Genomic DNA, 20348 nt, shown 5'->3' on the forward strand with positions numbered 1-20348 from the left:
ACCTGGCTTTTTCATGGCGACCATCGTTACGCTGACCCTGAACCCGACCGTCGACAAGAGCACGACGGCCGATAAGATTATTCCCGACCAGAAAATCCGGTGCGCCGCGCCCAAGTTTGAGCCCGGCGGGGGCGGCATCAACGTGTCGAGGGCCCTCAAGCGGCTCGGCTCCGACTCGGTGGCCGTGTTTCCGGTGGGTGGCCCCAGCGGCACGCTGCTGCGCGAGCTGCTGGCCCAGGAGCAGATTCAGCAGCAGCCGGTGGAAACCGGGAGCCGCACCCGCGAGAATTTCATCGTCGTGGATGAGTCTACTGGCCAGCAGTACCGCTTTGGCATGCCCGGCATGCCCCTTTCGGCCGAGGAGCAGCAGCAGATTCTGGCCACGCTGCGCGGCCTGCCCGCCGTGCCCAACTTCCTGGTTATCAGCGGCAGCCTGCCCCCCGGCGTCGAGCCCGAATACCTGGTCCGCATCGTGCGGGCGGCGAAGGAGCTGGGTAGTAAAGTAGTGGTCGATACGTCGGGGCCGGCCCTGCACCAGGTGCTGGCCGAAGGCGTGTACTTGGCCAAGCCCAACGTGGGCGAGCTAAGCAAGATGGCCGGCGCGGACGAGCTGGACAACGAAGCCGTGACCGAGGCGGCCCGGAAGCTGGTGCGCGAGGGCAGCTGCGAAATCGTGGTGGTATCGTTAGGGCCGCAGGGGGCTTGTGTGGTGGCGAAAGACGTGGTGGACCACGTGCCGGCCCCGGCCGTGAAGAAGCGCAGCACCGTGGGTGCCGGCGACAGTATGGTGGCGGGCCTGGTGCACGGGCTGGCGACGGGGCTGACGGTGCGCGAAACGGTGCGCCTGGGCGTGGCCTGCGGCACGGCGGCCACGATGAACCCCGGCACCGAGCTGTTCCGCAAGGAAGACGTCGACCGGCTGTACCGGTGGCTGCGGCAGTCGTTGCCGGCCGCGGCGGCCTGAGTAGGCCCCAGTTGTCCGTCGCGTGTCTCCAGGCTCTTTTTCATCTCTCCTATGCACCCCGCCCGCACCTTTACCGCCGCCACCGAAGAAGCGCTGTGGCAGCAGATCCAAGCCGACATCCACGACCAGGACGACCTGTTCGACTACACCGCCGAGCTGATCCAGGCCGGCTACCACGTCCAGCTCGACATCGACGTTGACTTCGGCAGCGGCTTTGAGGGCGGCACCGAGCTTACCACCCTGCGCGCCGTGGTGCCTACGCCCCTGCGCTTTGCCCTGCACGAGCAAACCTGGCTGCACGAGCTGGGCAAGCTCCTGGGCCTGAGCGACGTGGAGCTGGGCGACACCGCCCTGGACGCGGCTTTCGTCATTACCACCAACGACGAGGCCGCCCTGCGCCGCCTGCTGCTGGAAACGCCCACGGTGCGCGACACCCTGCTGCGCTACGCCGATTTCCGCTTTATCCTGGCCCCCGACTCAACCCACGACGCGGCGGAAACGGCCCTCACCTTCTCGCGGGAAACGGCCCTGCTCGACCTCAGCCAGCTGCGGGAGCTCTACCACCTGATGCTGACGCTGCTGCAGCGGCTGGCACCTAATAGCGCCGACGACGCAGCGGCGTAAGGCAGGGCAGCGACAGGAACTCTGGCAATTTCTTTCTACTCTTGCCCCGTTTTTGTCACCTGCAATTTTTCCCTGATGCTGCGTCGTGCCACTCTCCTTCTAGCATTGGGCTGCCTTTTGCTGGCGGCCAAACCGAGCCGAAGCGGAGGGAGTCAGCCGGAAAAGGACTTCGATAAATTCTGGCAGACCTACAAAGACCATTACGCCTTCTTTGCCCTGCACGGCCTCAACTGGGACCAGGTCTACGCCACCTACCGGCCGACCATCACGGCCCGCACCACGGCCGCCGAGCTGCAAGCCACCTTAACCAAGATGATTGAGCCGCTCCAGGATGGTCATATCACCATTTCGAAGGGCGACGAAATTCTCTATAAGGGCACCCCGGGGCGGCACTCCTTTAAAACGGACTTCCGCGACCTGCAGCCCCAGTACTGGCAGACGGCCTACCAGACGCTGACGGCGGCCGGCTTCGCGCCCGTGCGCGGGTTGGGGCCCCAGGTAGGCAAATACCAGGTGCTCTACCTCAGCCAATCGAGCCAGCACGTGGGCTACCTGCGCCTGAGCCGCTGCTTTGCCGAGCTGACGGGCGTGGTGGGCACCGCCCGCCAGGAACGGCAGGACCAGCAGCGCCTGCTCGGCCTCTTCGACGCGGCGCTGCGCGAGCTAAGCGCCTGCCGGGCCCTGATTGTGGATATGCGCGGCAACGGCGGCGGCCACAGCGGCAAGGAAATGGCCAGCCGCCTGAGCGTGGGCCGGGTCCTCACGCACTTCACCGCGGAGCGCCAGCCCGGCGGCTATGAGCGGTTTTCGCCCTTGCAGCCGTACTACCTCTCGCCCAACCCTACCCTGAACTACGCGCGGCCGGTGGTGATTCTGACCAACGATGGCACCGCCAGCTCGGCCGAGGAGTTTGTGCTGGCCCTGCACCGCCAGCCCCACGTAACGACCATCGGCGACAACACGGCCGGGATGTTGTCGGATATGTACCAGGGCGAACTGTCGGGCAAGGTGCAGTTTACCCTTTCCCACCAGCGCTACTACAGCCCCGACACGGTGCTGCTGGAAGGCGGCGGCGTGCCGGTGCGCCTGCCGGTGGCGTACCCGCGCCAGGCCCTCGACCAGCACCAGGACCCCGTGCTCACCAAGGCGCTGGAAATTATCCACTGATCTGCCCAGTAGGCGGGGCAGTTGGGTGATGTTGCGGGCAGGCCATAATTATACCGGCCGGATAAAGCCACCCTCGCGGGGTTAGTTTGTCTGTTTATCAGTATCTTAAGCAAACAACCTAACCCTACCGCTATGAATGACCAAACTGCCTTGATAACCGGGGCGTCCAGCGGCATCGGCTTCGAGCTGGCCCGCTGCTTCGCCCGCGACGACTACCGCGTGGTGCTGGTAGCCCGCCACGCCGAAGACCTGCAGGAAGCCGCCCGCCTGATCCGCCAGGAGTTCGGGGACGTCGACGTTATCCTGCTGCCCTTCGACCTGAGCCACCCCGACACGCCCGAGCGGATTTACGCCGAAACCGACAAGCGCGGCCTGCAGATCGACGCGCTGGTAAACGACGCGGGCTTCGGGGAAACCGGCTACTTTGCCGACACCGACATCGACACCGAGCTGCGCATGATTCAGGTGAACACCGCCTCGCTCGTGCACCTGACCAAGCTCTACCTGCGCGACATGGTGGAGCGCAACGCGGGCCGGATTCTGCAGGTGGGCTCGGTGGCCTCGTTTGCGCCCAGCCCCTGCCAGGCTGTGTACGCGGCCACCAAGGCCTTCGTGCTCAGCTTCACCGAAGCCGTGCAGCACGAGCTGAAACAGCAGAAGTCGGCCGTGACGATGACCATTCTCTGCCCGCCGCCCACCGACACGAACTTCTTCCGCACGGCCCACGCCGAAAACACCCGGGCCGCCGCCCACGCCGCCTCGGCCCGCGAAGTGGCCGAGGAAGGCTACGACGCCCTGATGGACGGGGCGGCCCGCTCCCTGCCCACGCTCGGGGCCAAGGTCAATTTCTTCTCCAGCCTACTGCTGCCCGACTCCATGCTGGCGACCCTGATGAACACCCAGCTGCACGCAGCCGAAAAGTAAGCAGCTCACGACTATTGGCTACGACGCGCCTTTTCTAGTTGGGAAAGGCGCGTCTGCGTATAGGATAATCTTTATATAATACCATTTATTATCCTTCTTGTCTTACGCTCGACCAAACGAACCAGCCCTTTTGCTGACGGATAAGCCGCTAGCCAGCAGCCGCTTGCCCGCGATACTCAATACTACCTCAAGCCGGTTTATTTTCGCAAACAGCTCATTAGCAAGGAATTTATATTAAGTTTGTCGCATATAGCCTTTCGAAATTTCTCGAAAAGCCGCGCCATCCTCTTCCTTACCTGATGAAAACATCTTTCCTGCTAAAGTCCCTTTTCCTGCTGAGCGTTGCCGGGGAAGCCGGTACCGCCCTGGCCCGGCCGCTGGCCCTGCCCCTGAGCGTGCCGGCCCTGCGGCGGGCGGCCAGCGTCGACGTGACAACTACCTTGAGCGGCCCCACCACGCTGGGCGCGGGCATGTCGTCGGGCACCTACACCGTCACGTTCAGCAACAGCGGCCCCGGCGACGCCTTCGACGTAACCCAGCGGGTGGCCCTGCCCGCCGGTGCCACGCTTTCGGCCGCTCAGCGCGCGGCCCTGCCCGGCACCGCCACCTTCGACGCGGCCACCGCCACCATCGACTTTGGCACCACGGTACTGGCCAAGGACGGCTCAAAAACCTACACCTTCAGCTTCACGGTGCCCAACACCCTGGGCGCGGCCTTCCTGACCAGCACCGTGGGCACCAGCTCCAACCAGGCCTCGAACAAGGATGCCGACCAGGCCCGGCTGGACGTGACCATCACGGCCGGCAACTTCTTCGTGACCAACGACGACAGCAACGAAGTACCGGCCGGCGGCACCAAGACGGGCAACATCATCCTCAACGACCCCAACCCGGCCAACCTGCCCAACAGCAGCTTCAACGCGCAGCTCGTAACGGGCCCCGCCCACGGCACCGTGACGCTGAACCCCGACGGCAGCTACAGCTACACGCCCACCAGCGGCTACCTCGGCCCCGACAGCTTCACCTACCAGATCAACGTGCCCTCGGCCACGCCGCCCAACTCCAACGTGTCGACGGTGGCCCTGAACGTGTACGACGCCAGCCTGGTCTGCCTCAGCGGCACGGGGACTAACCTGCTGACTAACGCCAGCTTCACGGCCGGCAACGCGGGCTTCACCTCGGCCTACGGCTACGCCGGCACCGGCAGTGCCAGCCTGCGGCCCGAGGGCCTCTACATGGTGGGCCCCGACGCGGCCAGCTACCACACCAGCTTTGCCGGCCACGGCCGCACCGGCGCCGGCGACAACTTCATGATTGTCAACGGCTCGGCCGATTTGAGCGTGGTGTATTCGCAGACCGTGACGGTGCAGCCCAACCGCTACTACACGTTTTCGGCCTACGCCTCCAGCGTCAACACCGGCAATCCGGCCCAACTCGGCTTCGTGATTAACGGCAAGTCCACCTCGTCGGTCACGACGCTGACCACCGCGGCCAACGACTTCGTGCGCATTTCGGACCTCTGGTTTTCGGGCAGCAACACCTCGGCCGTTATTGAAATCCGGGACGTGAACAAGGTGGCCAGCGGCAACGACTTCGGCCTCGACGACATCTACATTGGCACCTGCGCCGTGTCGTTGGCCGTGAACGACGTGCGCAACGCCCGGCTCAACAACGAGGCGGCGGCCCTGCCGCTGTCGGCCCTGAGCGCCACCGTTACCAGCGGCCCCCCCGTGGGCAGCTTCACCATCCAGACCCTGCCCGCCCCGGCCACCGGCACGCTGTACCTGAACGGGGCCGCCGTGCTGCCCGGCCAGGTGATTCCGCTGGCCCAGGCCGACCAGCTCAGCTTCGACCCCGCCGCCGGCTACGTGGGTACGGCCACCTTCACCTACACCGGCTCCGACACCAGCGGCTCGGGCAGCAACAACACCGCCACCTTCTCCATTCCGGTGGACAGCACGCCCCTGCCCGTGGAGCTGACGGCCTTCACCGCCCGGCCCGTGGGCGTCCTCGACGCCCAACTTACGTGGCGCACGGCCCAGGAGCTCAACAACGACCATTTCGACGTGGAGCGCAGCTTCGACCAGGAAGTATTCGTCAAGCTCGCCACCGTGGCCGGCCGCGGCACTACCACCGCGCCCACGCAGTACGCCTACGTCGATAAAGGTGCCGGCAACGGCCCCGGCCGCGTGGCCTACTACCGCCTGCGCCAGGTCGATGCCGACGGTACGGCCACCTACTCGCCCGTGCGCCCCGTCGCCTTCGAGGCCCCGGTTCTGAGCGTGTACCCCAACCCCACCACCGGCCCCGCCACCCTCGATCTGCGGGCCCTGCCGGGGCTCAGCTACCAGGTGACGCTGGTCGATAATACCGGCCGCCAGCTGCTGAGCACGGCCCTGCCCGGCGGCCAGCAGCACCTGCTGCCCCTGGCCTCGCTGCCCGGCGGCACCTACGTGCTGCTCGTGCGCGGCCCCGGCACCAAGTTCAGCCAGCGCCTAGAGCGGCGCTAAGCCCGGCTCCGCCTTCTGAGAAAAAGCCTTCCCCAGTCCGGGGAAGGCTTTTTTTATTTCCGGACCCGGAGCAGCCGGCTACCCCGTGCGGGCTTTTTTGCGCCTATGCTCGTGCTAATGCCGCGCAATTCCCTTAATCTTAGCCCACTATTGCCCCATTGGCCCGCCGCTATTCTTCCTTCATCCGTTAACTGCTCCGCCTGCCGGAGTTGTCATTTTCCCCTCGCCGCGTTTATGGATATGTCCGACGAAACCCTGCCCGTTGCGGCCGAGTCGCCCTGCTCTTCGCTTATCACCGAGTTCGACCCGTATTGGCAGGGGCCCAACACCAGCTCGACCCACGAGCTGGCCATTACCAAGGACTTCGTGTTCGTCAGCGGGCAGCTGATGGATCAGGTAGCCAAGTTCGACCACGCGGGCCAGTTGCTGGGGCACTTCAACATGCCGGCCGGCAGCGGCCCCCACGGCCTGCTCATCGACCAGGAAGACCAGCTTTGGGTGTCCCTGGAATTTGACGGCCGCATCGTCCGCCTCAACGACAACGGCGACATCACCGACTCCATCGACGTCACCATCAACAGCGCCGGGGGCCGCATCAACCCCGCGCCCCACGGCATCTGCCAGCACCCCGACGGCAACATCTGGTTCACGGGCAAACGCACCAGCACCATCGGCTACGCCGTGCCCGGCCAGTACACGGAGCACATCCAGCTCAACACGCTGGCGGCCCTGCCCATCTTTCTTTCGCCCGGCCCCGATGGCTGCATCTGGGGCACCGAGCTGCTGGGCAGCGCCATTCTGCGCATCAGCCCCAACCGGGCCGACCGGGTGCGGGAGTTCAAGACGCCCACACCCAACAGCCGGCCCATCGGCATTATTCCCGACCCGCTGCTGCCCTGCATGTGGTTTTCGGAGGAAGCGGGCCGCAAAATCGGGCGCATCAACATGGAAGGCCGCATCCAGGAATTTACCCTGCCCCTGCTCCAGCCTAACTACATCCTGGGCTCCCTCACCTTCGACCGGGAAATGAACCTGTGGGTGCAGGTCTACGTCGATACTTCCGTGCCCGGCCTGCCCGGCCCCGACTACCTGCTCTGCATCGACAAGGCCATCCGCACCAGCCATGACCCCTACCTGTTCGGCGTGCCCCTGACGACCCACCGGCTGCCCAGCTCGCGCACCATGCTGCACCGCATCAAAACCGACCCGGCCGGCAACCTCTGGTTCACGGAGATGATGACCGACAAGCTGGGCAAAGTCACGCTGGCGCCGGGGTAGCAGCACGCCCACCGGAGAGCGGCCCGAAGTTTAGCAACGCAAAAAACCGGCGCGCAGTCGGGGGCAAGCCTGGTCGGCGGAAGACAGGACTACCAAGTCATTTTTCCCTTTTCCCGATCATACCCCGCCGCGGGCTTTGCGGGACGCTGCTTTTTCCGCGCTGCGCCGCCCAACCCTACCCGCCGCCTGCTTATCTTGTCCTGCCTTTTTCCGCTCCCTTTCGCCCTTTGCTCCCATGTTCCGTCCGCTCGGCTGGCTTGTTCTGCTCCTGTTGCTGCTGCCCCACCTCGGCCACGCCCAGTGGGCCGTCACCAACTGGGTCAGCACCCGCGTCGACGACCACCTCGTGGTGGAGCTGCCCTACGTCACGGAAGTGGAGCTCGACAAAAAGGAGCCCGGCACCCGCATCTTCTCCACCGAAACCGAGAGCATCGTGCTCGTCGTGGGCAGCGTCGATCTGCGCTACTCGCCCAAGTACTTCCCCGACGGCACCGTCACCGTCGCCTCCCTCAACAAGTACTTCAACCGCATCCTGCGCGCCCAGGTCAAGGGTCTGAAGCACATGCAGGCCACGCTCGTGTCGCAGGCCAACGTGGTGTTTGCCGGCAGCCCGGCCCGCGCCGTGCGCTTCCGCTTCACCGACGACGTGCGCGACCAGCCCGCCTACCTCGACTTCATCTACCTCTGGCGCGGCGACCATATCTACATGCTGGCCACCTCCTACCGCCTGCCCGAAACCGCCGACACCATCGCCGACCGTAAACGCTTCCTCAAGTCCGTGGTCTTCGGCGACGAGCAGCCGACCAGGGAGTTTTAGCACCGCCCCCTGCAACGGCCGCTTCGACGAAGCCCCAACGAAACCGGAGCCCGAGCATCCTGCGTGTAGCCAAGCCCGACCAAGAACCACTTGAACGTCGCCGCGCCCAGTTCCGCCAATCATTCTGAGGCTCGAACCTGTTGTGCGGCCAATGCGTTAAGAGCCTGACAGCAATGGCTCTTTGCCGCTAATTCAGTAGCTTTGTTTCCATGAAAAACGCCACCTCCAGCCCCGCTTGCCTGCCTAAGCCGGCCGCGCAGCCCACTGCTCCCAAAGCTCCGGCTCCGGTTCCAGTGGCAGCTTTCCGGCCCGTGCAGCCGGAGGATTTAGCCGCTAAACGGCGCAAAGCCTACCCCTACCTGTTTTGATTCCCTCCGATTTTCCGGGTCAACACTACCCGTTTCGCTTTATTCGTGAAGAGCCGCCCTACTCCCCGGGCGGCTTTTTACTTGAGCGGTTTATCTGCCCATTCAAAACGAAAAAGGGCCGACACTACATTATTCAGGTTGAGCAGTATCAGCACCACATCTACGTGCTCAAATTCTACCTCAAAGCCCACCGCTACCAGCAAGACCCGGAGCCCAAATACTACTTCCAGACCAACGACGGCCCGGCTGAAGCCATCCGCATCCTCAATACCTGCCTCGCGGTCATGCTCTACCTGCTGAAGCGTGACCCGCTGGCTTCCGGCGGCTTCATCGGCACTCCCAAACCCGAAGAAGGAGCGCAAGTCACCAACGGTCAGCGCTTCCGCATCTACTCCCAGCTGGCCCGCGACTTTTTCCCACCCCAGCGGTGGGACCACCAGCACAGCCCCGAAACCAACGCCTACCTCCTGCTCAACAAGGCGGCCGTGGCCCATTACCCCGACCTGCTCCCCCAGGCCCAGCAGATGTTCCAGGCCCTCTACCCCGATTTCTCCACCGCCCTCAGCGACACCCTGCGGCCCATAGTCCCGCCGATCCGGATTGGGTAGGTAACGTAGCGTTTAGTATCAGCCGCCACTTCCCGAAACGAAGCGGGATTTGGGCAGTTCTGCCTCCTCGCCCGTATAAGGCCCCGATGGTCCGTTGGCGAATCCGCTCTAACTTGCGGCCGGGTTGAGCCGAGTGAAAACGCAGAAGCCTTCCATTCCCACATTGAGTCACGAATACAGCACCTATGGCTTCCGGTTTTTTTGCCCTTTTAGATGACATTTCCGCTTTAGTAAAAGTAAGCGCGGCCAGCCTCGACGACGTGCCGGCCCAGGTAGCCAAAACCACCGGCAAAGTTTCCGGCATCGTCATCGACGACACGGCCGTGACGCCCAAGTACGTCGTGGGCCTCGACCCCGCCCGCGAGCTGTCCATCATCTACCGGATAGCCAAAAAGTCGCTCATCAACAAAATCCTGATTCTGAGTCCGGCCGCCCTGATTCTGGGGTACTTCGCCCCCTGGGCCATTACGCCCATCCTGATGCTGGGCGGGGCTTACCTCTGCTTCGAGGGTTACGAAAAGGTCCATTCCCTATTCAGCCCCCACCACGCCGTCGATGTGGAAAGTGACCAGGTGCAAACCATTACCCCGGAAGAGCTGGAAGAAGAACGCGTGGCCAGCGCCGTGCGCACCGACATCATCCTGTCGGCCGAAATCATGGCCATTGCCTACAGCCAGGTCACCGGCCAGCCCATCCTCAACCAGGTGGCCGTCATGCTGGCCGTGGCCGTCTTCATCACCGTGGCCGTGTATGGCTTCGTGGGCCTCATCGTGAAAGCCGACGACATCGGCATGCACCTGGCCCAGGACAACTACGGCCCCGCCACCCGCAAATTCGGCCGCAGCCTGGTCAAGTTCATGCCCCACTTCCTGAACATTCTCAGCTACGTGGGCACGGCCGCCATGCTCTGGGTGGGCGCCGAAATCATCCTCCACGGCATCCCCTTCACCGCCCACCTGCTTCACGAGCTGGAGCTGTCCCTGGCCAATATCCCGGCCCTGGCCTGGCTGGCCAAGGTGCTGGTCTGCGCCGTAGCCGGCCTGCTCATCGGCTTCGTGGTCGAAAAGCTGGTGCTGCTGGTCAAGAAAGTACTCGGCAAGGATACCCAGGCAGCCCACTAGCCGGTCTGGTCACCGGCCGCAACTCCTTACAACGCCAAGAGCCCCCGGTCAGCACCGGGGGCTCTTGGCGTTGCAGGCCCCTGTGCTCACCCAAAAAAATTCCGCAAAACCCCGACCTCCGGTCACCAAAACCCCGCGGGGTAGTCACCAAAATCCCGACCTCCGGCCCCAACGCCCCGCGGCCTGGTCGCAGTCGTCCGCGGCCCGGTTTCGAGGCTCCGCGGTGTAGCCCCGGTCGTTGCGGGTGCGGCCCCGGTCGTCCGCGGTGTAGCTTCCGGGCTCCGCGGCCTGGTTTCGGGACTCCGCGGTCCGGATTCAGTTGTCCGCGGCCTGGGCGCAGCGTTCCGCGGCACGGTCACCCTTTTTCAAGGCTACGCGCGTGCTAATCCCGCGAAATTCCGCTATTCTTAACGCTCTATTCTGCTCTATTCTACCCCAGCCTATTCCAACGCCCAGTAGTCTCCTTTTTATCCTTTTACCCCCTCCTACCAGTATGCTTACCACCAAACAGGATAACCGCCTCACCGCGGCCGAAAACGTAGCCGCCGCCCTCACCCAGGACGCCACTCCCTACGCCCAGGACAAAGCCCTCCAGCAAATCAGCCAGGAGCTGGCCGCCTTGCTCCAGGCCCTGCGCCCCCTGCGCCAAAAGGGCCTCCGCGCCACCAGCAAGGGTGCCTCCAAAACCAAGGGCCAGCGCCGCGAGCAGCTCGCCACCAGCGCCGCCGAAGTAGCCGGCGACCTGTATTCCTACGCCACCGACCAGCAAAACCGCGGCCTCCAAACCAGCGCCGACTACAACTACTCCACCCTGGTCAAGATGCGCGCCACCGCCCTCACCGACCTGGTGCAGCACCTCTACGACGAAGCCGCCGCCCACCAACCCGCCCTGCTCGACTACGGCCTCACCCCCGCCCGCCTCCAGGAGCTCAAAGACGCCCTGGCCGCCTTCACCGGCACCAAAAACGACCCGCGCCAGCACATCACCGAAGGCAAAGCCGCCCGCCTCGCCATCAAAGCCCAGTTCTCCAACCTGGCCACCCTGCTCGAAGACCGCCTCGACCGCAGCCTGCGCAAGTACGCCCGCTCCCACTCCGAGTTCTACCACCGCATCAGCGCCGCCCGCCAAGTCATCGACCGCCCCGGCAAGCAGCAAGGCGGCGAAGAAGAAGAGACGCCAGCCAAACCGCAGTAGCTCGTTTACTGAACCGCCAAAACAGTATCTTCGTTAACCAGTCATTGCTGTATTACTTTCTACTCATGGCACGAAAAAAACCACTCGAACTATCCGAAACGGGCCTTAAGCGGGTATTGAAAAATGCTTCCGGCCGGGTCAAGAGCGAAAACCTGGACCAGGGTATTGCCATCACCGTAATCGAGCAGGGCCAGATTGTCCAGATTCGTCCCGACTCCACGCGCCGGGTAGTGCGCAAGCAAGTAGCCCAGCCGGTTCATATCACCGAAATGGAGCTGCGCCTTGACTGAGTTCATCCCACGACTTCGCATGCTTGCCGGACCCAATGGGTCCGGCAAGTCTTTTTAGTGCCTTCGCTCGCCACCGAAATCAATCTGGGCGTTATCGTGAATGCCGATGAGATTGAGGCCAAACTCAAGGCCCAGTTCCGGTACCGCACCCGCGTATTCAACCTGCACGACTGGAAGCTGCTGCTCACCCAGCAGGACCTGGAAGCCTTCTGGGCGACTGAAGATGCCCGCAACAGCCCCGGTTAACCCAAGAGCAACTCCAGCAACTTCGCATTGAAGAGAATATGCTGTTGCTTACCCGCGTCAAAATCGATTCTTACCTAGCTTCCCGGGTAGCGGAGTTTCTGCGCTACGCCCTGCTGGCGGCCCGCCAGTCCTTCACGTTCGAAACCGTGATGTCGCACCCCTCCAAGCTCGATTTCCTGCGCGACGCCCAGGCCGCCGGCTTCCGTACCTACCTCTATTTCGTCGCCACCGAAGACCCCGAAATCAACGTGGGCCGCGTCCGGGCCCGGGTGCAGAAGCACGGCCACGACGTAGCCCGCGACAAAATCATCAGCCGCTACGCCCGCACCCTCGATTCCCTCTTCGACGCCGTGCGCCTCGTCAACCGCGCCTTTCTCTTCGACAACTCCTACGCCGCTCCCCAACTCATTGCCGAAATAGAAGAAGGCAAGCGCGTAGAGTTCAAAACCCCCACCATCCCCACCTGGGTCGATACCTATTTCCGCCAAAAAGCCATCCGCAAAAAGTAGCCCTCCCCTGTCATCCTGAGTGCAGCGAAGCGGAGCGAAGGACCTTCCTTCCCTACCTGATAAGCCTCATTCAACGCACAAAGCCCTTTACCACGCAAGTAGTGAGGGGCTTTTCGTATTCATATACAATGACTTGTCTCATGACACTATTGCTTTATTCCCTCATTTATCCATCATTCTAAATCCTGGGTGATTCAGAATCGCACAGTCGGGAAACCTTCTATTCTATAAAATATTCGCAAAACTGTCATATGATATAATTTTTTGTATATTCAATCAAATTAATACTTAAAAAATAACACCATTGCAGATGAAACTACTCTTTACCCTACTTGCAACCACAGCTGCCATCATGACATGCACAGCACAAACGAGTATTTTTCCCAAAACCAAACAAACTAATATTAATAACATTGGGGTTATTCAAAATTTTGGCCGCAAAACTGAAGTCAACCAATCTGAAAACATTGTAGACAATCCCAGAACAGAAAATATTATTACTAAAATAGATTTATCAAATATTCCTGTACTTGAAAGAGCAAATGATATATACAAAAACAAGCGAAATACAGTTACAGATAGCATAAACACAATAGACCAAAAAATAAAATCCAGCACTTCTATAATAGACCTCAATAAGTTAAAAACAAGGCGAGATGATAAAATAAATAAATTGTCTATAATAGAAGATTCTATTACAATATTAGAAAGCACTATATACGCAATTCAGATATCGAGGGGGAATTTGCCCTGGTTTCTTCCTGTTGGAAAATCATATGAAGCCAGAGTTCTAGCAGAATATAACTTAACAAAGGCCAAAAGCTCAATTTCTGCTTTAAACAACTTTGCATTAATAGGCAATGTCAACAACGGATCCCTGTATACGGAGCTCGTTGGAGGGTATTTTGGAATTTTTAGAATTGGGCTATCCACTCTATTAGCTACATCAAAAGATACCGCTAGGAATAAGGAGGCAATACAGAGATTTGTAGGAGGAGGAGGAAATTCCGTATTAGAATTAACCTATCCAGCGATATTTTATAAAAGCAAGTATTTTGAAACACAAACACTACTATCCATAAAAGCCTCAGCAGATATTCCAGCTTTTGGAACCAAGACAGATCAGTTTGCAGGAAATTTAAATCCAGCATTCGATGTATATTTTGCGCTTACTACGGATGAGAGAGAATTTAAATTTTTTAGCAATACCAGAATTGGCCCCGTAGTTGGATTTAAAGATTTTTATACAAATTTGAATATTAGTAAAAAGGCATTTTTATATGCTCAAACAAACGTAGGAGTCATAATATCTGAAAACTTATCAGTTTCGCTCACTATTCCTATAATTAGTACCCAGCGTGAATTGTTATACACACCTGTTAGGCTGAGTACTCAAATTATACCCAACAAAACCCGGTAATTCACCGCCAAAACGTCAGCAACCCCCCTCTCGCACCCCGTTTGCTAGTCCCCTCGTAGAACTTCCTAACCGAAGCTCCCACCTAAGACTCAGCAAGCCATGAACTTTAACAACTATACCATCAAGGCACAGGAGGCCGTGCAGAAGGCCACTGAAATTGCCGGGGGCAACCAGCAGCAGGCCATCGAAACCGGCCACCTGCTGAAGGGCCTCTTCCAGAGCGACGAGAACGTGCTGTCGTTTCTGGCCAACAAGCTGGGCGTCAACCTCAACATTCTCACGCCCCGCCTCGATGCCCTCGTGGCCGCCTACCCCAAGGTAAGCGGCGGCTCGCCCTACCTTGCCAACGAGGCCAACGCCGCCCTACAGCGCGCCAACAACTACCTCAAGGAGTTTGAGGACGAATACGTGTCGGTGGAGCACCTGCTGCTCGGGCTGCTCGGCGGCAAAGACGCCGTGGGCACCCTGATGAAGGACGCCGGCTTCAACGAGAAAGACCTTAAAGCCGCCATCAAGGAGCTGCGCGGGGGCCGCAAAGTCACCAGCGCCACTGCCGAAGACCAGTACCAGAGCCTGAACCGCTACGCCCGCAACCTCAACGAGCAGGTGCGCACCGGCAAGATGGACCCCGTCATCGGCCGCGACGAGGAAATCCGCCGCGTCCTGCAGATTCTCTCGCGCCGCACCAAGAACAACCCCGTGCTGCTCGGGGAGCCCGGCGTCGGTAAAACCGCCATTGTCGAGGGCCTGGCCCAGCGCATCGTGGCCGGCGACGTGCCCGAAAACCTCAAGGACAAGATCATCATGAGCCTCGACATGGGCCTGCTCATTGCCGGGGCCAAGTACAAGGGCGAGTTTGAGGAGCGCCTCAAGTCCGTCATCAAGGAAGTAACCGACTCCGACGGCCAGATCATCCTGTTCATCGACGAGATGCACACCCTGATTGGAGCCGGCGGCGGCGGCGAGGGCGCCATGGACGCCGCCAACCTGCTCAAGCCCGCCCTGGCCCGCGGCGAGCTGCACTCCATCGGGGCCACCACCCTGAAGGAGTACCAGAAGTACATCGAAAAGGACAAGGCCCTGGAGCGCCGTTTCCAGGCCGTCATGGTCGATGAGCCCAGCATCGAGGACGCCATCAGCATCATGCGCGGCATCAAGGAGAAGTACGAGCTGCACCACGGCGTGCGCATCACCGACGACGCCGTCATTGCCGCCGTGGAGCTCAGCTCGCGCTACATCACCGACCGGTTCCTGCCCGACAAGGCCATCGACCTGATGGACGAAGCGGCAGCAAAACTCCGCATCGAGCTCAACTCCATGCCCGTGGAATTGGACGAAGTGCAGCGCCGCATCATGCAGCTGGAGATTGAGCGCGAAGCCATCCGCCGCGAGGAAAACGTGGACCGGGAAAACGTGCTCAACAAGGACCTGGCCGAGCTGACCGCCAAGCGCGACACGCTCAAGGCCCAGTGGGAAAACGAGAAGGCCGTCCTGACCAACATTCAGGAGCAGAAGGAAGCCATTGAGCGGTTCAAGGTCGAAGCCGAGCAGGCCGAGCGCCAGGGCGACTACGGCCGGGTGGCCGAGCTGCGCTACGGCAAGATTCAGGAAGCCGAGGCCAAGCTCAAGGAGCTGCAAACCCAGGCCGAAGCCGACAAAGGCAAGGACGGCGGCTCGATGCTGCAAGAAGTGGTAACCTCCGAGGACATTGCCGAGGTAGTGGCCAAGTGGACCGGCATTCCGGTGAGCAAGATGCTGCAGTCGGACCGCGAGAAGCTGCTCAACCTCGAAGCCGAGCTAGGCAAGCGCGTGGCCGGCCAATCGGAGGCCATTGCTGCCATTTCGGATGCCGTGCGCCGCTCCCGGGCCGGGTTGCAGGACCCTAAGCGTCCCATCGGCTCGTTTATCTTCCTGGGCACCACCGGCGTGGGCAAGACGGAGCTGGCCAAGGCCCTGGCCGAGTACCTGTTCAACGACGAGAACAGTATGGTCCGCATCGACATGAGCGAGTACCAGGAGCGCCACGCCGTGTCCCGCCTCATTGGGGCGCCTCCCGGCTACGTGGGCTACGACGAGGGCGGGCAGCTGACCGAGGCCGTGCGCCGCAAGCCCTACTCGGTGATTCTGCTCGACGAAATCGAGAAGGCCCACCCCGACGTGTTCAACATTCTCTTGCAGGTGCTCGACGACGGCCGCCTCACCGACAACAAGGGTCGGGTGGCGAACTTCAAGAACACCATCATCATCATGACCTCCAACACGGGCGCGGACATCATTCAGAAGAACTTCAAGGAGCTCAATGAATACAACCACGACGAGGTGGTAGACCGCACCCGCGAGGAAGTCATTGAGCGCCTGAAAGGCCACATGCGCCCCGAGTTCCTGAACCGCATCGACGAAATCGTGATGTTCCAGCCCCTCAAGCGCCGGGAAATCCGCAAGATCGTCGACATCCAGTTCAAGCAGATTCAGCACCGCCTGGAAGAAGCCGGCATCCGCCTGGAAGCCACCGACGAGGTGCTCGACTACCTCGGCGAGCAGGGCTTCGACCCGCAGTTTGGGGCCCGCCCGCTGAAGCGCGTGCTGCAGCGCCTGGTGCTCAACGAGCTGAGCAAGGACATCCTCTCGGGCCGCGTGAGCAAAGACGCCGTGGTGGAAGCCGTGCTGGAAGACGACCACATCCGCTTCAACAACGTGGACGTGGAAATCCCCGGCGTGTAAGCCGAGCTGATACCTTAAGAAAGCCCCGCCGGCCCAGTGCCGACGGGGCTTTTTTATGCCGCACTGCCCAATGGAAAACTACTACTAACCCTTGCTGGTGGCCCGGCGCACTGCCCGAGCGGAAAAAACCCGAAAGCCCGGAAGCCCTGATAAAGACTGCCGGAGTGTTCCTGGCTGGCTTTTTGCCCCGGGCCTTTCATCTTCCACTAATTCTATATTCTCATGAAAAGATGTATCCTCATTTGCAGCATTACCGCGGCTGGGTGGCTGAGCTCTGTCCCGACCCAGGCCCAGACAACTTCTGGCACCACGGCCATTGTCCGCGTCCGTGAATCCAACGGCTGGGGCAACGTTATTGTAACCTACGGCACGGGCAAAACCGAAATTAAGGAGCTAAAGCGTAATCCGGACAAAAAGGGCCAGATAGCCAACGCCGAGCAGCTCCAGGCAGTTATCGACCAGCTGTTTGCCAGTGGCTACGTGCTACAGGGCTCCTTCAGCGCCGGCTCCGAAGACGGCCCCAGCACGCTGATTTTCCGCAAGCCCTAGCCGCGCCGCTTACCGCGTACCGGTGCCCCGCTGGCGTAGTGCCGGCGGGGCTTTTTTTGTGGCTGGTCGCCACCGGAATTCGCCGGGATATGTATATTTTGCTGTATTCCTAACCATCTGATTTTACGCAACATATTTCCGATTTATGTCCGAGCAAGAACAACCCGACCAGCCTGCTTCCCACCCCCGAGTAGGCTACCTGCGCGAGGAAGCGCGCAAAACCCAGGAAGCCGCCGCCACCACCGAGGCCATTGCCCAGGATCTGAGCACCAATCCGCGCTACGATGCTTTTTTTGCCCCGTATCAACCATCGGTGCGGGCCCATTTCGTGAGCGACTACACCAACCAGAAGATGCTGTGGCTGCGCTTCGGTGATTTTTACGAGCGGCACCTCACCGGGCGGCTTACCCAGTTTGAGGAGGAAGCCTACACCCGGCTGTGGGATATTCAGCAGAAAAAACTGTTCGATCTGCAGTGCCAGTGGCGGGCCGAACTGGTCACGCTGGAAGGAGTCGTCACGTCTTATGACTTCGCCAACCTCTCGGAAGCCATTGAAAACTCCACGCTCATTCCGCCCATTACCCGGGAAGAGTTGGACCTATACCTGCGCTTCGTGGCGCAGGCCGACTACGGCAACGACCTGGCGGACCGCTGGGGCGGGCGCTTCAGCTGGCAACACTACGAGGACGTAAAAGCCGCCTACGCCGACGAGGATGACGAGGCTGACGAATACCCGTGGCGCGACGAGCCTCCCGAGTGGTACCTGTTTCACAACCAGCACACCGGGCACGACCAGTTGCTGCAGCTACCGGATTTGCGGGGCCAGAAGGAAGAACGCTACCTGGACGCGTGGCGCAACGATACCTCGAAGCAGCCGACGGCTTCCCCGGCCCCGGACCCGGCCCCGCCCGCCGACCCGCGCCCATTCGCGTTGAGCTACGAAGAAGGCCTGGCCCTGCAGAATAAGTTTGCCCAAGAGTTTGAGTCGGCCCAGGTGAACCGCCAGCGGACGGCCTACCAGGCGGCCAATCCGACCGCCACGTTCGACGATGAAGAGCTAGAGCGTACCCTCGACTTTCTGCAGGACCTTGACGAGCCGGTGCCCATCGCAGCGGGCCCCGACTGGAAAACTGCGGTGCGGCAGGCGGCTTACGAGTTTCGCAAGCAAAAGCTTCTCACCAACTTGCCCCTGGCCTTTGAGGCCTACCACCAGCGGCTAGCCTGGGGTATTGCCCAGCCAGCTCTCTCCGACCGAGAACCGCACCGGCTCGCGGAAGTGGTGCGCGAGCATATTCTGGCCGGCCGCAAGCTACTGGGTGAGCCGGAAGACTTTAATTTCTAAGCCCCCAGCGCCTGAGTTGGGCCGCGCACTTACGACGAAAGCCCGCCACGCACCGCGTGGCGGGCTTTCGTCGTGTTGGAGTCGGGACATAGGCCCAGACAGGCAGGGCAGCCCACAATTTCGTTCCACCTATTCTGCCGCGCGGCCGTATGCAAAGGCAGCTCAATCGATAACTACTGCTATGCGCTTCACTGCCTCTTTTCGCCGCCCCGTGTTCGATTCTTTCGGCCGCTCTGCCCGCCTGCTGCTGCTGGCCCTGAGCGTGACAGGCGCCCTTGCCGGCTGCTCCGACGACGATGAACCCGCCGCCCAGCCCCCTTCGCCCGCCAAAATTACGGTGCCGCAGGCGGCGCTGCACCCCGAAGGCATTCAGTACGACGCGGCCACGCAGCGCTTCCTGGTCAGCTCGCGCACCAAGGGCCAGATTGGGGCCGTGACCGACGACAGCGTCTACACCAAGTTTGCCGACGACCCGCGGCTGGTGTCTACCATTGGCATGAACCTGGACTTCGGCCGCCAGCGCCTGCTGGTAGCCGTGTCGGACAACGGCGCCAACGTCGCCCGCACCAAGCCCGAAACCCAGCGTAAGCTAGCGGCCCTGGCCGTTTTCAACGCTACCAACGGCTCCTTGCTCAACTACGTCGACCTGGGCGGCCTGCGCCCCGACCTGCCCCACTTCGCCAACGACATAGCCGTGGACGGACAGGGCAACGCCTACATTACCGACAGCCTGTCGCCGATTATCTACAAGGTGGATACGCAGGGGAAGGCCTCGGTTTTTTTGGAAAACGCCCAGTTTAGCGCCGGCACTATGTTTGGCCTGAACGGCATCGTCTACCACCCCGATGGTTACCTCATCGTGGCCAAAGCCAACGACGGCAGCCTGTTTAAAATCCCGCTCAGCGACCCCGCCGCCTTCACCAAAGTTACCAACGCCCAGAGCCTGACCGGTGCCGATGGCCTGCTGCTGCTCGACCCGCAAACGCTGCTGGTGGTGTCGGGCGGCCAAAGCACCGTGTTCCGCATGAGCAGCACCGACGCCTGGGTGACCACTACCCGCACCGGCAGCTTTGCCACGGGCCCCAGCAGCCCCACCACCATCACCGGCCGCAACGTCGCGGATGCCTACGTGCTCTACCCCTACCAGGCTACCTCGCCCCGCTTCGCCATCGTGAAAGTCGGGTTTTAGGCTCGTTTGGGGCTAATTGCACTGCCTTTGCACGCCCCGGTGGCGGCCCTCCTGCTTCTGTTGGGAGGGTCACCACCGGGGCGTTGCCGTTACGGGCAGCACGAAGCGTACCGGTCGGTGCCGTCCCTTGGCGGAGTCTTACCAGCTGGTTTTTATCTGGTAAGAAGCAGCGCCAGCACAACGACTTTTCGATGGAAAGCGGGGCGGGCCCGAAATTGACTTTAATAAAGCAAAACAGCTATATTATTCATAGGCAATTATCATTCTGCGAGTTACTTGGCAGGCCGTTTATCTGGGGCCGAGCCGGGAAGCAGCCACGGTTGTGCCGGGTTGGTATCGGCAGCAGAATACCACCTTGCGGGTAGCGTCAGCGCATTTTTAGCCGGCCCGTATAATTCTTAGCAGCCGGCGCACCCTTTCCCTGGCATTGCCGTACTGGCATACGCCCGCTGCCCGCTGATGACTTCGGCCGGCCGGCATTAAAGAGGATTTTTTCCTTATCCCGT

18 protein-coding genes are annotated in these 20348 nt (G+C 61.1%); all 18 read left to right on the forward strand.

The window, feature by feature from the left end; all coding sequences use genetic code 11:
• The first annotated feature begins 13 nt into the window (after nt 1-13).
• The 18 genes from E5K00_RS12260 (at nt 14) to E5K00_RS12345 (ending at nt 19842) form a co-directional block, all read left to right on the forward strand.
• Complete coding sequence (locus tag E5K00_RS12260) at nt 14-964, forward strand: 1-phosphofructokinase family hexose kinase (RefSeq protein ID WP_135463504.1); 951 nt, start codon at nt 14-16, stop codon at nt 962-964.
• Between the two features lie 51 nt (nt 965-1015).
• A complete protein-coding gene (locus tag E5K00_RS12265; RefSeq protein WP_135463505.1) occupies nt 1016-1588 on the forward strand; it encodes a hypothetical protein in 573 nt (190 codons plus the stop codon).
• Nucleotides 1589-1663: 75 nt separating this feature from the next.
• The gene (locus E5K00_RS12270; protein ID WP_135463506.1) at nt 1664-2755 is read left to right on the forward strand and encodes a S41 family peptidase; all 1092 of its coding nucleotides are present in this window, start codon (nt 1664-1666) and stop codon (nt 2753-2755) included.
• A gap of 132 nt (nt 2756-2887) precedes the next feature.
• Nucleotides 2888-3679: an SDR family NAD(P)-dependent oxidoreductase gene (locus E5K00_RS12275; protein WP_135463507.1), complete on the forward strand. Its 792-nt coding sequence runs from the start codon at nt 2888-2890 to the stop codon at nt 3677-3679.
• A gap of 299 nt (nt 3680-3978) precedes the next feature.
• Entirely contained in the window at nt 3979-6189 is a 2211-nt protein-coding gene (locus tag E5K00_RS12280; RefSeq protein WP_135463508.1) for an Ig-like domain-containing protein, read from the forward strand.
• A gap of 240 nt (nt 6190-6429) precedes the next feature.
• Nucleotides 6430-7467, forward strand: coding sequence for a Vgb family protein (locus E5K00_RS12285; protein WP_135463509.1), 1038 nt, complete (start codon nt 6430-6432; stop codon nt 7465-7467).
• A gap of 235 nt (nt 7468-7702) precedes the next feature.
• Nucleotides 7703-8284, forward strand: coding sequence for a hypothetical protein (locus E5K00_RS12290; protein WP_135463510.1), 582 nt, complete (start codon nt 7703-7705; stop codon nt 8282-8284).
• Between the two features lie 364 nt (nt 8285-8648).
• Nucleotides 8649-9260, forward strand: coding sequence for a hypothetical protein (locus tag E5K00_RS12295; protein WP_135463511.1), 612 nt, complete (start codon nt 8649-8651; stop codon nt 9258-9260).
• A 185-nt stretch (nt 9261-9445) separates the two neighbouring features.
• A complete protein-coding gene (locus tag E5K00_RS12300; RefSeq protein ID WP_135463512.1) occupies nt 9446-10381 on the forward strand; it encodes a DUF808 domain-containing protein in 936 nt (311 codons plus the stop codon).
• Between the two features lie 493 nt (nt 10382-10874).
• A complete protein-coding gene (locus tag E5K00_RS12305) occupies nt 10875-11576 on the forward strand; it encodes a hypothetical protein (RefSeq protein WP_135463513.1) in 702 nt (233 codons plus the stop codon).
• A 116-nt stretch (nt 11577-11692) separates the two neighbouring features.
• Nucleotides 11693-11866, forward strand: a complete 174-nt coding sequence (locus E5K00_RS12310; RefSeq protein ID WP_167856849.1) for a hypothetical protein — start codon at nt 11693-11695, stop codon at nt 11864-11866.
• A gap of 57 nt (nt 11867-11923) precedes the next feature.
• Nucleotides 11924-12112: a hypothetical protein gene (locus E5K00_RS12315; protein WP_135463515.1), complete on the forward strand. Its 189-nt coding sequence runs from the start codon at nt 11924-11926 to the stop codon at nt 12110-12112.
• A gap of 38 nt (nt 12113-12150) precedes the next feature.
• Nucleotides 12151-12621 (forward strand): zeta toxin family protein, encoded by a 471-nt coding sequence (locus E5K00_RS12320; RefSeq protein WP_135463516.1) that lies wholly within the window; start codon nt 12151-12153, stop codon nt 12619-12621.
• A 310-nt stretch (nt 12622-12931) separates the two neighbouring features.
• The gene (locus tag E5K00_RS12325; protein ID WP_135463517.1) at nt 12932-14041 is read left to right on the forward strand and encodes a hypothetical protein; all 1110 of its coding nucleotides are present in this window, start codon (nt 12932-12934) and stop codon (nt 14039-14041) included.
• Between the two features lie 99 nt (nt 14042-14140).
• Entirely contained in the window at nt 14141-16762 is a 2622-nt protein-coding gene (clpB, locus tag E5K00_RS12330; RefSeq protein WP_135463518.1) for an ATP-dependent chaperone ClpB, read from the forward strand.
• 222 nt (nt 16763-16984) lie between these two features.
• A complete protein-coding gene (locus E5K00_RS12335; RefSeq protein ID WP_135463519.1) occupies nt 16985-17311 on the forward strand; it encodes a hypothetical protein in 327 nt (108 codons plus the stop codon).
• Between the two features lie 145 nt (nt 17312-17456).
• On the forward strand, nt 17457-18653 hold the full coding sequence (locus E5K00_RS12340) for a hypothetical protein (protein WP_135463520.1): 1197 nt from the start codon (nt 17457-17459) through the stop codon (nt 18651-18653).
• Nucleotides 18654-18834: 181 nt separating this feature from the next.
• Nucleotides 18835-19842 (forward strand): SMP-30/gluconolactonase/LRE family protein, encoded by a 1008-nt coding sequence (locus tag E5K00_RS12345; protein ID WP_135463521.1) that lies wholly within the window; start codon nt 18835-18837, stop codon nt 19840-19842.
• Nucleotides 19843-20348 lie beyond the last annotated feature (506 nt).

The organism is Hymenobacter aquaticus, assembly GCF_004765605.1.
GTDB classification, from domain to species: domain Bacteria; phylum Bacteroidota; class Bacteroidia; order Cytophagales; family Hymenobacteraceae; genus Hymenobacter; species Hymenobacter aquaticus.